This is a genomic window from Pseudoxanthomonas wuyuanensis, assembly GCF_900215535.1.
Classification (GTDB): domain Bacteria; phylum Pseudomonadota; class Gammaproteobacteria; order Xanthomonadales; family Xanthomonadaceae; genus Pseudoxanthomonas_A; species Pseudoxanthomonas_A wuyuanensis.
Window position 1 is genome coordinate 201055 of sequence record NZ_OCND01000005.1, and the last position, 12834, is coordinate 213888.

At 68.1% G+C, this 12834-nt stretch carries 14 protein-coding genes; 7 read left to right on the forward strand and 7 right to left on the reverse strand.

The window, feature by feature from the left end:
* Positions 1-102: 102 nt before the first annotated feature.
* The 5 genes from CRO39_RS11975 to CRO39_RS11995 are packed head-to-tail and all read right to left on the reverse strand — an operon-like array spanning position 103 to position 5494.
* Positions 103-1086: an AAA family ATPase gene (locus CRO39_RS11975; RefSeq protein ID WP_097122177.1), complete on the reverse strand. Its 984-nt coding sequence runs from the start codon at positions 1084-1086 to the stop codon at positions 103-105.
* Positions 1083-2267 (reverse strand): DUF4350 domain-containing protein, encoded by a 1185-nt coding sequence (locus CRO39_RS11980; RefSeq protein ID WP_176520198.1) that lies wholly within the window; start codon positions 2265-2267, stop codon positions 1083-1085. Before CRO39_RS11980 ends, CRO39_RS11975 begins: the two co-directional genes overlap by 4 nt.
* Positions 2264-3829 (reverse strand): DUF4129 domain-containing protein, encoded by a 1566-nt coding sequence (locus CRO39_RS11985; protein WP_097122302.1) that lies wholly within the window; start codon positions 3827-3829, stop codon positions 2264-2266. The genes CRO39_RS11980 and CRO39_RS11985 overlap by 4 nt, the downstream gene beginning before the upstream one ends.
* Entirely contained in the window at positions 3819-4817 is a 999-nt protein-coding gene (locus CRO39_RS11990) for a stage II sporulation protein M (RefSeq protein ID WP_097122179.1), read from the reverse strand. Before CRO39_RS11990 ends, CRO39_RS11985 begins: the two co-directional genes overlap by 11 nt.
* Positions 4814-5494, reverse strand: a complete 681-nt coding sequence (locus CRO39_RS11995; protein ID WP_097122180.1) for an RDD family protein — start codon at positions 5492-5494, stop codon at positions 4814-4816. The genes CRO39_RS11990 and CRO39_RS11995 overlap by 4 nt, the downstream gene beginning before the upstream one ends.
* 170 nt (positions 5495-5664) lie before the next feature.
* Between CRO39_RS11995 and CRO39_RS12000 the strand changes: the two genes are divergently transcribed.
* On the forward strand, positions 5665-5934 hold the full coding sequence (locus CRO39_RS12000) for a YkgJ family cysteine cluster protein (RefSeq protein ID WP_097122181.1): 270 nt from the start codon (positions 5665-5667) through the stop codon (positions 5932-5934).
* 37 nt (positions 5935-5971) lie between these two features.
* On the opposite strand, the gene CRO39_RS12005 is transcribed toward CRO39_RS12000, so the two are convergent.
* A complete protein-coding gene (locus CRO39_RS12005) occupies positions 5972-6514 on the reverse strand; it encodes a gamma carbonic anhydrase family protein (protein WP_097122182.1) in 543 nt (180 codons plus the stop codon).
* A 50-nt stretch (positions 6515-6564) separates the two neighbouring features.
* Here CRO39_RS12005 and CRO39_RS12010 point away from each other — a divergent pair, with 50 nt between their 5' ends.
* On the forward strand, positions 6565-7974 hold the full coding sequence (locus CRO39_RS12010; protein WP_097122183.1) for a coniferyl aldehyde dehydrogenase: 1410 nt from the start codon (positions 6565-6567) through the stop codon (positions 7972-7974).
* A 61-nt stretch (positions 7975-8035) separates the two neighbouring features.
* Positions 8036-8806 carry an exodeoxyribonuclease III gene (xth, locus tag CRO39_RS12015; RefSeq protein WP_097122184.1) on the forward strand — a complete coding sequence of 257 codons (771 nt, stop codon included), beginning with the start codon at positions 8036-8038 and terminating at the stop codon, positions 8804-8806.
* Between the two features lie 125 nt (positions 8807-8931).
* On the opposite strand, the gene CRO39_RS12020 is transcribed toward xth, so the two are convergent.
* The gene (locus tag CRO39_RS12020) at positions 8932-9189 is read right to left on the reverse strand and encodes a GlsB/YeaQ/YmgE family stress response membrane protein (protein WP_097122185.1); all 258 of its coding nucleotides are present in this window, start codon (positions 9187-9189) and stop codon (positions 8932-8934) included.
* A gap of 215 nt (positions 9190-9404) precedes the next feature.
* Here CRO39_RS12020 and CRO39_RS12025 point away from each other — a divergent pair, with 215 nt between their 5' ends.
* From CRO39_RS12025 to CRO39_RS12045, 4 genes are all read left to right on the forward strand, one after another.
* On the forward strand, positions 9405-10001 hold the full coding sequence (locus tag CRO39_RS12025) for a 4'-phosphopantetheinyl transferase family protein (RefSeq protein ID WP_162125943.1): 597 nt from the start codon (positions 9405-9407) through the stop codon (positions 9999-10001).
* Positions 10002-10367: 366 nt separating this feature from the next.
* Positions 10368-11015 (forward strand): 16S rRNA (guanine(527)-N(7))-methyltransferase RsmG, encoded by a 648-nt coding sequence (gene rsmG / locus CRO39_RS12035; protein ID WP_097122188.1) that lies wholly within the window; start codon positions 10368-10370, stop codon positions 11013-11015.
* Positions 11016-11073: 58 nt separating this feature from the next.
* Positions 11074-11871 carry a ParA family protein gene (locus tag CRO39_RS12040; protein ID WP_097122189.1) on the forward strand — a complete coding sequence of 266 codons (798 nt, stop codon included), beginning with the start codon at positions 11074-11076 and terminating at the stop codon, positions 11869-11871.
* Positions 11871-12770, forward strand: a complete 900-nt coding sequence (locus CRO39_RS12045) for a ParB/RepB/Spo0J family partition protein (RefSeq protein ID WP_097122190.1) — start codon at positions 11871-11873, stop codon at positions 12768-12770. Before CRO39_RS12040 ends, CRO39_RS12045 begins: the two co-directional genes overlap by 1 nt.
* Positions 12771-12834 lie beyond the last annotated feature (64 nt).

The following is a 12834-nucleotide window of genomic DNA, read 5'->3' on the forward strand; positions in this document are numbered from 1 at the left end:
TCAAAATTCCACGCGCAGCTGCAACCTGTCCGCGGGCCATCGCGCGGTCGCGGCTTAGATCGCCCTCACAGCAGAAACGGACCGTCGCGGAAATACTCAGGATCATTTCCGTGGCGCTTCCACCTTGGCCAGCAGCGCGTGCAGGGCATCGTCGGGCGACTGGCCTTCGATCTGCAGTTCCGGCGCCAGCATGATGCGATGGCGCAGCGCCGGCTTGGCGATCTCGCGCACATCGTCGGGGGTGACGAAGTCGCGCCCCTGCAGCACCGCCTGCGCACGCGCCGCGCGCACCAGCGCGATGCTGCCGCGCGGGCCGGCGCCGAGCGAAATACCGGGCCACTGACGGGTGGCGGCGACGATCCTCACCGCGTAGTCGACCACCTGTTCGTCCACCGCGACCGCGGCGGTGCCGCGCAGCATGGCGATGATGTCGCCGGCACCGAGCACGCGCCGGACCTGCGACAGATCGAAATCGCCGGCGCTGCGGCCGGTGGTGATGGCATCGACCATGCGCTTTTCGTCGTCCAGCGCCGGGTAGTCGATCAACACCTTCAGCAGAAAGCGATCCAGCTGCGCTTCCGGCAACGGGTAGGTGCCTTCCTGTTCCACCGGGTTCTGCGTGGCCAGGGTCATGAACGGCGGCTCCAGCGCGAACGGCTTGCCTTCGATGGTGACCTGGCCTTCCTGCATCACTTCCAGCAGCGCCGACTGGGTCTTGGCCGGCGCGCGATTGATTTCGTCGGCCAGCAGCAGATGAGTGAACACCGGGCCGCGGCGGATCTTGAAGCTTTCGGTCTTGGGGTCATAGACGGCGTGGCCGCTGACATCGCTGGGCATCAGGTCGGGGGTGAACTGCACGCGCGCATAGGTCAGCTCCAGCGCCTGCGCCAGTGCGCGTACCAGCAGCGTCTTGCCCAGTCCCGGCACGCCTTCGATCAGCACATGGCCGCCGGCCAGCAGCGCTATCAGGATCTGGTCCAGCACTTCCGGCTGGCCGATGAAGGCCTTAGATACTTCCTCGCGTACGGCGGCGGCGCGTTCGGCGAGCGCTTCGCCGGTCAGCGGAATGGCGGCGGTGTCGTTCATAGTCGGTTTCTCAGTTGAACCAGAGTGGAAATTCGGTCGCGAAACGCGGCCTTGTCGTGCGAGGACGGAGTCTGCAGCGCGCTGCGCACACTCTCGGCCGGCAGCGACAGGCGCTGCGCGATGGCCGCGATCTGCGGCTCACCGCTCAAAGCGGCGGCCACCGGATCGCGGCGGCGCAGGCGCATCAGGAATGCCTGCCGCACCGCCGCGTACAGCATCACCCCGCGACCGTAGCGGAACAGGTGCTCGCCGCTGGCGCGGACGTGTTCCAGCAACGACCGGCGCTCGCCGGCCGGCGCCGGCAGCTGCGGCCCGAAACGCTGCATGCGCGACCACAGCCACGCCAGCAGCGCCAGCGTCAACGGCAACCACACCATCCAGCCCTGCACCAGGATCATCCGCAGCAGCGACGGCATCTGCGCGTCATAGACCAGGTGCATGGTGCCCTTGCCGTAGTTGGGTGCCAGCACCTGCCGCGCCAGCGCGCGATGCGGACCGTCGCGCAACCCGCCCTTGGGCGCGTCCAGGCCGCCATCGGCGAACAGGCCGCCACTGGCTTCGCTGTTGATCAGGAAATCGAAGTCGGCCAGTACGTCGACATGGCCCTGGCCATGGGCAAGGCGCGCGTAGACATAGCCGGATTTCAGGTCGCCCCAGGCCAGCTCGGGCTCGACGCCGTCCAAGCGGAAGCGCTGCCCGCGGCAGAATTCGACGTGGTGGTCTTCGCCTTCGACCTGGAACGGCTCGCACTGGCGCGAACCGGACATCGGCACGACATCCAGTTGCGCCAACAGTGGCGAGTACGCGTCGTCTCCCCAACGCGCCAAGCCGGGCGTGCGCACCAGCAGATGGCCGCCACTGTCCACCCATTGCAGCAGGCGGCGAGCCTCCGGCGGTGCCATCGATCGCGGATCGTTGAAGATCAGCAGCGTATCGGCCGGCGTCAACGCGTGGCCGGCCAGGTTCAGGCGTTGCCGGGATTGCACCGCCACGTCATCGGCCAGCAGCGTCTGCTTCAACGCATACAACGGGTTGTAGCCGGCTTCGCCGCGCGGCGGCAGATGGATGACCTGATCCACGCGCTGGTAGCGATGCAGGAACCACCACACGCTGGCCGCCACCAGCGCGACCGCCAACACCGCGATGGCGACCGCGCGCAGCAGGCGCATCGTCCGGCTCATGCTGCCCACCGGTAGCGTTGCTGCAACTCGGCCAGCAGCGTATCGAACTCGTCCTGCCCCGGCAGCCGCTGCGCATACGCCGCGTACTGCCACACGCGCACCATCCGCGCGAACAGGCTGCGGTCGCCTTCATCGGGCATGCGCCGCGAAGCGCGCAGGCATTGCGCCTCGGTGGCGCCGGGCGGCAGCACGATGTTGGCGCGGGAGGCCATGGTTTCCACACTGGCGCGGTACAACAGCGCCAACGCATGCCGCGGCCGGCCTTCGACCCACAGCTTGCGAGCGGCGGTGGCAATGTCGTCGGGCAGCGTCTCGGGAACCTGCAAGGCCTCGGTTTCCACCTGCGCCGGTAGCTCCGCGCGGCGCCTGAGGGTGCCGCGCATCCACGGCAGCCAGTAGCGCATCGTCGCCAGCAGCAACACGACCAAGACTGCGACCAGCAGCCACAATCCCCACTCGGCAACGAAGGCCAGCAACGCGGCAGGACCGGACAGCCAGGCCGGCAAGTTGTTGCCTGCAGACGGTTGTTCCTCTTTTTCGTCCTTTGCGCGCTGTTCCCAGACCCGGCGGGTGCGCTTGCCGTCCAGCAACGGATCCCGATAGGCGCGGTCGGCCGCTTCGCGGAAGCGGCGGTCGTCGACCCGCTGCTCGCCGAACACGATCGGCAGGGTCGGCGGCGTCCCGGGCTTTTCCACCTGCCCGGCCGGCTGCTGCGGTGGCGCGGCCGAACGCTCCTGCGCCTGCGCCAGCGGTGCCCATGGGATTTCCGCCAGCAACAACAGCGCCAGCAGCGGAGCGCCCGCCGCCAGCAGCCGCTTGCGCAGCTTGCGGAAGGCGATTTCCACGTCCCAGGCTTCGATCTGGGTGCGGCGGTTGAGGTAGAGCCCGAAGCCGGCGCCGACGAAGAACGGTTCGATCAGGCTGGTCGCCAGCCACAGCAAGGCGTTGCGGCCGATCTGCGCCCACGCCGGCGGCTGTTCGCTGACCAGCGCCCAGGCTGCGCGCGCGGTTTCCGGCAGGTAGTCCAGCGGCACGAACAGGAACACCGCCATCGCGCAGGCCAGCACCAGCGCGCCCTCGAAGTGCAGGCACACCAGCGTCAGCAGCGCGGCATTGCCATAGACTGCGCCGCCCAGCACGCTGCGGCGTTCGCCCAGCCGCGCGCCGCCCACGCCCTCCAGCAGATCGATCGGCAGGTACAGCGAACGCGCCGGGCCAAAACGGCGCCAGCTCAGGTAGTGCAGCATCGGCTTCCAGCCCCAGCGCCATTGCGCGATCAGCGTTTCCTTCGGCGCCGGCGTCGCGCCGAACACCGCGCGCGAGATCACGAACAACGGTATCCGGTCGAACACCGGCTTCAGCCACCACATCAGCAGCGCCGCCAGCCAGATCTGCCCTATCGCCCATGCCGCGGCGTTGAGCAGCGCGAACGCCGGCAGGGTCAACAGCCACCATGGCTTCCAGATGGCGGCGGCATGCCGTCGCACCAACGCCATGCCCAGTTCCATCGCCTCCCACGACGAGCGCGCGCGCAGGCGCACGGTCAACAGATCAAGGCGCATCGACGCCTCCGCGGCCACCGCGCCACAGCCACGCCAGCACCAGCGCCCACAGCACGCCCGATACGCTGTACTTGATCGCTGCAGGAACCGATTGGGTCGAGGACCAGAACGCTTCGATGAAGGCGGCGATGAAGAACATCACCGCCGCGCCCAGGCAGATCCTGGCGCCCTTGCTGCCGGCATACACCAGCGCGTCGATGCGCCGCCTGCGACCCGGCGCGATCAGATTGAAGCCAAGCCGCAGGCCGGCGCCGCCGGTCAAGACGATGGCGGTCAGTTCGAACGGCGCATGGCCGGCGATGAAGCGCCACATCGGATCGCCGGAACCGATCTGCTGCAGATGCCCCAGCGTGGCGCCGATGCCAACGCCGTTGAAGATCAGCACGTAGACCGTGCCCACGCAGGCCAGCAGGCCGCTGGCGAACGTGCGCAGGCCGATGCTGGTGTTGTTCATGATGTAGTGGCCGAACATCTGCCAGTCGCTGCCGCTTTCGCGGCCCAGCTTGGAATGCGACGCGGCCGGATCGAAGCTGCGCTCGGCCTGGACGATGTGCTCGGGCGCCATGATGCCGTGGATCAGTTCGGGAAAGTACTGCAGCAGCGCGAATATCGTCAGCAGCGGCACCGCGAACAATGCCGTGGCCGCCCACATGCAGCGCGCCTCGCTGCGCACCAGCTGCGGGAAATCGGCCAGCAGGAATTCGGCCGCCCGCCGCCAGCGCGGCGCCGGCGTGCGGTACAGCAGGTTATGGCCGCGCTGCATCAGTTGTTGCAGGCGGTCGGTGACCGCCGGGCTGTAGCCGCGGCTGCGCGCCAGCGCCAGTTGCTGGCACAGCCGCCGGTAGCGCGTCGGCACGTCCTCGTCGCTGAGCGCGCCGCTGTTGCGTTCGCGGCGCGCAGCCCTGGCGTTGCCGCCGCGGGTTTCCAGCCAATGCTCGAACGCCTGCCATTCGCCCTGATAGCGGGCCAGGAACTGTTCCTGCCTCATCGCCGCCCCAGCAACCAGTTGGCCATGCCGTACAAGCGCAACACGCCGGTCTGTCCGTGCGCCTGCGTCAGCGGCTCGGCAATGTCGGCCAGTTCGGCCTGGCGTGCCGGGGTCAGCAGCGGCGCGCGTTCGCCGAAAGCCACCACCGCGGCCTGCTCTTCCGGCTGCAGCGCCACCGACGGCGCCAGCACCGCATTGACCGGCGCGTTGGCGGCATCGCGATGCGACTCGACATGCACGACCAGCGTACCGGCCACCATGTCGCCCAGGCGGCGGCCATGCGGATCGATCAGGCTGGCCGCCAGTCCGGCCGCATAGCCGAACGGCAGCATGTCGACCGTACGCAACAGGTTGCGGGTGATCGCCGCCAGCCAGCCCACCGGGGCGCCGTCGGCAGCGACCACGCGCAGGCCCAGCGCCTTCTTGCCGACGGTCTGACCGTTCCACAACGCTTCCAGCACGATCGGATAGGCCCAGAAAATCAGGAACAGCGCGATCAGATGGATGCCCTGCCCGATCCGCCCCAGCATGGCCAGGATCATTGCCAGGATCACCAGCACGCCGAGCCGGATCGCCAGATCCAGCGCCCAGGCGATCGCCCGCGGCACCGGCCCGGCGGCGGGCAGGTGCAGGGCCACGCCCTCGGGCGTGATTACTTCGCGGTAGGTGTCCAGCATCGTACGGTCATCCGGCACGGAGCAGCTCTCCCGCCGACCGATCTGGTATTGAGCGGCATCCTGGCCGGACGCCCGCAGTGCGCGGCGGCATTCCTTGTTGTCCTTGTCTCCCGAGCGACGACTTTAACGGCCAATCCGGTCCTTGCCCAGCCCGCTACACTGGGCGCGCCATGCCATCCACGCCCTTTCCCTGCCGCGGCGGCTGCGGCGCCTGTTGCACGGCGCCGTCGATCGCTTCGCCCATCCCTGGCATGCCGCAGGGCAAGCCGGCCGGCGTGCCCTGCGTGCAACTGGACGCCGGCTATCGCTGCAAGCTGTTCGGCCGGCCCGAGCGGCCGGCGTTCTGCGCATCGCTCAAACCGGGCGCGGAGATGTGCGGGAGCAGCCGCGGCGAAGCGATGGCGTTCCTGGCGGCGCTGGAAGCAGCGACAACGCCATGAATGCCCGCCGTTTGCATTGGGACGGATGCGCCGGCGCCTATTCCGCTTCGCCGGTCAGATAGCGGTCCTTCAGCCGCACGTAATGGGCGGACGAATAATGCAGGCTCTCGATTTCCTTGTCGCTGAGCTTGCGGGCAAAGCGCGCCGGGTTGCCCAGCCACAGTTCCGCTTCGCCGACGGTCTTGCCCGGCCCGACGACCGCGCCGGCGCCGACGAAGCCGTATTTCTTCACCGTGGCGCCGTCCAGGATGCAGGCGCCCATGCCGATCAGGCACAGGTCCTCAATGGTGCAGGCGTGGATGATGGTGCCATGGCCGATGGTGACATCGGCGCCGATCAGGGTCGGGTGGCCGGCCTGGTTGTAGGGGCTGTGATGGCTGACGTGGATGATGGTGCCGTCCTGCACGTTGGTGCGCGCGCCGATGCGGATGTAGTTGACGTCGCCGCGGATGATGGTGCCGGGCCAGACCGACACGTCCTGGGCCAGTTCGACATCGCCGATCACGGTGGCGGCCGGGTCCACGTAGACGCGCGGGCCAAGGACGGGAAAGCGGTCAAGATAGGGGCGGATAGCGGTCATCCTGCGATTGTAGCGGGCAGGCGCCGGCGGGCCGGACTAAACTCCGGCGTATGGACACCTTCTCCGACACGCCGACCGCCGAACTGGCCCCGACCTTGCAGCGGCTGCGCGAGGCCTGGCAGACCCGGCGCCCCGACTACCGCCAGCGTCGCGACGATCTGCAGCGGCTGCGCGCTGCGCTGAAACGCCGGCTGGCGGAAATGGCCGACACGGTGGCCACCGACTTCGGCCACCGTTCGCGCCACGAGACGCTGATTGCCGACGGCATGACCGTGCTCAACGAGATCGATCACCTGGCCCGCCACCTGCGCGGCTGGATGAAGCCGCGCCGGGTCGGCGTGGGCTGGCGCTTCTGGCCGGCGCGGGCGGAAGTGCGCGCCGAACCGGTGGGCGTGATCGGGGTGATTTCGCCGTGGAACTATCCGGTCAATCTGGCGCTGATTCCGCTGGCCACCGCCATCGCCGCCGGCAACCACGTCTATCTGAAACCCTCCGAACACACGCCGCGCACCACCGGGTTCCTGCGCAGCCTGCTGGCCGAAGTATTCCCGGACGAACGCGTCGCCGTGGCCGCCGGCGGCGCGGACATCGCCGGCGCATTCGCCGCACTGCCGTTCGATCACCTGGTATTTACCGGCTCCACTGCGGTCGGCCGCAAGGTGATGGCCGCCGCCGCACCCAACCTGACCCCGCTGACGCTGGAACTGGGCGGCAAGTCGCCGGCCATCGTTTGCGACGACTACCCGCTCGAACAGGCCGCATCGCGGCTGGCCACCGGCAAATGGTTCAACGGCGGGCAGACCTGCATCGCCCCGGACTATGTGCTGGTTTCGGCGGCGCGCCGCGATGCGCTGGTGCAGGCGCTGCGCCGCCAGGTGCAGGCGCGCTACGGTTCGCCGCAGGCGGCCGTCGACTACACCCGCATCATCAACGACAGCCAGTACGCGCGCCTGCAAGGCTATCTGGACGACGCCCGCGGACGCGGCCTGGACGTGATCGCATTGTCCGAACGGCACGACCCGCAACAGCGCCTGTTCGCCCCGCATCTGGTGCTGGACCCGGGCGATGACGCCAAGGCGATGCAGGACGAAATCTTCGGCCCGATCCTGCCGATACGCTCGGTGGAGTCGCTGGATGAAGCAATCGCGTATATCAATGCGCACGACCGGCCGCTAGCGCTGTACCCCTTCAGCCACGACCGCCAGAACGTCGAGAAAATCCTGCACAGCACGCTGGCCGGCGGCGTCACCGTCAACGACACCGTGCTGCATTTCGGCATCAACAATCTGCCGTTCGGCGGCATCGGCCCCAGCGGCATGGGCGCCTACCACGGCCGTGCCGGTTTCGATGCGATGAGCAAGGCGCTGCCGATCCTGTGGCAATCGCGCCGTGCCGGCAGCGACCTGCTCAAGCCCCCCTACGCCAAGGTCCAGCGCTTCATCGATTTCATCATCCGCTAAGCTATTCCTGCTGTGGGGCGACATCCGTCGCGACTCACATCGCTCCCACAGGAACAGGCCCATGAAAATCGCCAGCTGGAACGTCAACTCGCTCAACGTGCGGCTGCCGCACCTGGAACAGTGGCTGCAGGCGTTTGCGCCGGACATCGTCGGCATCCAGGAAACCAAGCTGGAGGATCACCGCTTCCCCGATTCGGCGCTGGCCGGGCTGGGTTACCGCAGCGTGTTCGCCGGGCAGAAGACCTACAACGGCGTGGCGATCCTGTCGCGCGAGAGCGCCACCGATGTGCAGATCGGCATTCCCGGTTTCGAGGACGAACAAAAGCGCGTCATCGCCGCCACCGTCGGCGATCTGCGCATCGTCAACCTGTACGTGGTCAACGGCCAGGACGTGGGCACCGACAAGTACGCCTACAAGCTGCGCTGGCTGGACGCGGTGCACGGCTGGCTGGCGCAGGAGCTGGCGGCGCATCCGAACCTAGTCGTACTGGGCGATTTCAATATCGCTCCGGACGAACGCGACGTCTACGACCCCAAGGTCTGGAACGACGGCCACATCCTCACCTCCACCGCCGAACGCGACGCGTTGAAGCGGCTGTACGCGCTGGGGCTGCACGATGCCTACCGGCTGCACAGCGACGAAGCCGGCATCTTCAGCTGGTGGGATTACCGGATGGGCGGGCTGCGCCGCAACCTGGGCCTGCGCATCGACCTGACCCTGGTGTCGGACGCGCTGCGCGCCAGCGCCAGCGCCTCCGGCATCGACCGCGAACCGCGTACCTGGGACCGTCCCAGCGATCACGCGCCGGCCTGGGTGCAGTTGGACGCCTAGCGGACGCCGGCCAAGGTGTCCGTTGCCCAGGACCGAATAAACAAAGGCCCGGATAAACCGGGCCTTTGCGATGCCACGAACCTTGGGTGCGTCTTAAAACGCGCACGCGGCCGCAGCGAAACGGTTCAGCGCGCTCTTCCGCGCGTAAACAGGTTGACGATCAGCAGCAGTACGACCGCACCGATGAAGGCGGTAATCAGAAATCCGACCCATCCGCCTCCCAGTCCCAGTCCCAGCGTTGGCAGCAGCCAGCCGCCCAGAAACCCGCCGATAATGCCGACCACCACGTTCAGGATGATGCCCTGCGAGCTATCGCGCTTCATCACGATGCTCGCCAACCAGCCTGCAATGCCGCCGACAATCAGATAGATGAGAAAGTTCATGCTTCTTGTCTCCTTCCTGTGTGGACACCTGGCCCCGTCGTTCGCCTGGAGCATGCCTGGATTAAGCTGTTGCCTGTGTGAAACGTCCGTCAACGCATTGTGGGGCGCCATCCGTGCGGTTGCAGTGATAGCGCGAAACGGCGGCGAATGCACGCCGCTTCGCACCAGTCCGATGGACGGCGCGCCCCTTACCCCGCCGCATGGTCCCCGCACTTATGGCTGAAACCGATACGCTGCCGCCGCACTGGAAACTGGGGCCGGCGGAGGTATGGCTGTACCCGCACCGCCTGCGCGAACGCGGCGAGCCGACCGCGCGATTGGCATTGGCGCAGGCCCTGGGGCAACGCCCGGACGCATTGCCCATAACGCGCGATGAGCGTGGCCGGCCGCACCTGCTGGCGCCGTTCCACTCCCACGATGTGGGTTGGAGCCACAGCGGCGACGCGCTGCTGGTGGCGCTGGGACAATCCGTACAGATCGGCGTGGATCTGGAAAAAATGCGCCCGCGCCCGCGCGCGATGATTCTGGCCGAGCGCTTCTTCCATCCCGAAGAACTGCGCTGGCTGCAAACGCTGCCGGAGCAGGCGCGCGAGCCGGCCTTCGTGCGCCTGTGGTGCGCCAAGGAGGCGGTGCTGAAAGCGCACGGGCATGGCCTGTCGTTCGGACTGGACCGGCTGTGTTTCGTCGAGCAGGACGGCGCCCTGCACCTGAGCCATTGCGACCGCCGGCTGGGTCCCGCCAGCGACTGGACCCTGCACGAGTGGAGTCCGCTGGAAGACTATCGTGCGGCGTTGGCGTGGCGGCCGGGTTAAGGGGACTCGGGACTCGGGACTCGGGACTCGGGACTCGGGACTCGGGACTCGGGACTCGGGACTCGGGACTCGGGACTCGGGACTCGGGACTCGGGAAAGGCTCGGCTTTCACCTCTCCCTTGTAAAGGGGAATTGAAGACTGGGGAGGATTTGCTGTTGCTTCTTCAACAGCAGCAAGTCCCCGTCGCCTGCTGCGCGGCCCCCCTTGGACCGCTATCGGCCTGTCCGCAGAGCCCCGCAAAAGGCGGGCCGTCTCCGCGACCTGAATACTGCCCTCGCCCCTCGCCCCTCGCCCCTCGCACCGAGTCCAGAGTCCCCAGTCCCCGCCCCACCGCCCCACCGCCCCCAGCCTGCGATAATCCCCCAATGACCCCCCCCGCCTTCCCCGCCGTTCTGCGCGACGAGCTGCAGCATGGACTGACCGCCCTGGGTCTGGATGCCGCTGCGCTGACGCCGCCGCTGCTGGCCTACCTGGCATTGCTGGACCGCTGGAACCGCACCTACAACCTGACCGCCATCCGCGACCCGCGCGAGATGGTCACCCGCCACCTGCTGGATTCGCTGGCGATGCATCGGTATGTCGTGGACAGCGGCACGCTGGCCGATCTGGGCACCGGCCCGGGCCTGCCCGGGATTCCGCTGGCCATCGCCAAGCCGCAGTTGCGCGTCACCCTGGTGGAAAGCAACGGCAAGAAGGCGCGTTTCCTGCGCGAAGCGGTGCGCACGCTGGGCCTGGCCAATGCCCGGGTCGCCGAATCGCGCGCCGAGGCGCTGGACGAGCCCGGCGCCTACGACGCCATCACCGCCCGCGCGCTGGACGTGCTGGCCGGCATCATCGGCGTCGGCGGGCATCTGCTGAAAGCCGACGGGCGGCTGCTGGCGATGAAGGGCGTGGAGCCTACCGAGGAAATCGCCGCATTGCCCGCCGGCTGGACGGTCCAGGCCCTTCACCGGCTCGCCGTGCCGGGCCTGGCGGGCGAACGCCACCTAGTAGTGGTGGGCCGGGCGGCGTGAAACCCGCATAATCCCCTGTCCCGCTTTCCTTCCCACCCGCACAGAGGCACCCCCACGCATGGCCCGCATCATCGCGATCGCCAACCAGAAAGGCGGCGTCGGCAAGACCACCACCGCCGTCAACCTGGCCGCCGCGCTGGCGCGCGCCCCGCAGCGGGTGCTGCTGGTCGATCTGGACGCCCAGGGCAACGCCACCATGGGCAGCGGCGTGGACAAGCATCAGCTGGAAGCGTCCACCTGCGATGTGCTGCTGCAGGAAGTCGACGCCGCCGCGGCCATCGTCACCGCGCCGGAAGGTTTCGATCTGATGCCGGGCAACATCGACCTGACCGCCGCCGAAATCCAGCTGATGGAAAGCCAGGGCCGCGAACTGCGGCTCAAGTCGGCGCTGGATCCGCTGCGCGACAACTACGACTTCATTCTTATCGATTGCCCGCCGGCGCTGTCGCTGCTGACCCTCAACGCGCTGACCGCGGCCGATTCGGTGCTGGTGCCGATGCAGTGCGAGTACTACGCGCTGGAAGGGTTGAGCGCGCTGATGGAAACCATCGAAGCGATGCGCACGCGGCTGAATCCGGGACTGGAAATCGAAGGCGTGCTGCGCACGATGTTCGACATCCGCAACAACCTGGCCAACGCGGTGTCCGGCGAACTGACCAACCATTTCGGCGACAAGGTGTTCCGCACCATCGTGCCGCGCAACGTGCGCGTGGCCGAGGCGCCCAGCCATGGCCAGAGCATCGTCGGCTACGACCGCGCTTCGCGCGGCGGCGTGGCCTACCTGGGCCTGGCCGGCGAAATCCTGCGCCGCCAGGCCGACCGCAAGAAACAAGAGCAGAGAATGGAGCACGCCTGATGAGCGCCCCCAAGAAGCGCGGCCTGGGCCGCGGCCTGGAAGCCCTGCTTGGCCCGAAGGCGGCCGAGGCCATACCCGCCGAGGCGCAGCCGGGCGAGGCGATGCGCACGCTGCCGGTGCAGCAGCTGCAGCCGGGCAAATACCAGCCGCGCACGGCGATGGATCCGGGCAAGCTGACCGAGCTGGCCGAATCGATCAGGGCGCAGGGCGTCATCCAGCCCATCGTGGTGCGCGAACTTTCGCCCGGCAAGTTCGAGATCGTCGCCGGCGAACGCCGCTGGCGCGCCTCGCAGGAAGCCGGCCTGGCCGAAGTGCCGGTGGTGGTGCGCGAACTGGACGATCGCACCGTCATCGCGATGGCGCTGATCGAGAACATCCAGCGCGAAGACCTGAACCCGTTGGAAGAGGCGCAGTCGCTGCAACGGCTGATCAGCGAATTCGCGCTGACCCACGCCGAGGCCGCCAGTGCGGTCGGCCGTTCGCGCGCGGCGGTATCCAACCTGCTGCGCCTGCTGGAACTGCCGCCGGCGATCCGCGCGCTGCTGGAAGCCCGCCAGTTGGAAATGGGTCACGCGCGCGCGCTGCTGACGCTGTCGCCCGAGCTGGCCAGCAAGCTGGCCGCCGAAGCCGCCGCGCAGGGCTGGTCGGTGCGCGAAGTCGAACACCGCGCCCAGCAATTCGCCGCCGGCAAGGTGCCGGTCGCCGGCCGCAAGGCCAAGCCCGGCAAGGCCGCGCCGCAGCCGGACATCCTCTCGCTGGAGACCGAGCTGTCCGAAAACCTGGGCACCAAGGTCAGCATTGCCCATGGCCGCGGCGGCAAGGGCCGGCTGGTCATCCACTACAGCGACCTGGACACGCTGGATGGCGTGCTGGAAAAGCTGCGGCCGAAGGCCGGCTGAGCTTGTTCGTAGGAGCGACGTCAGTCGCGATGGCGCCCCGATAGCCCTACAGTGAGCAAGATGA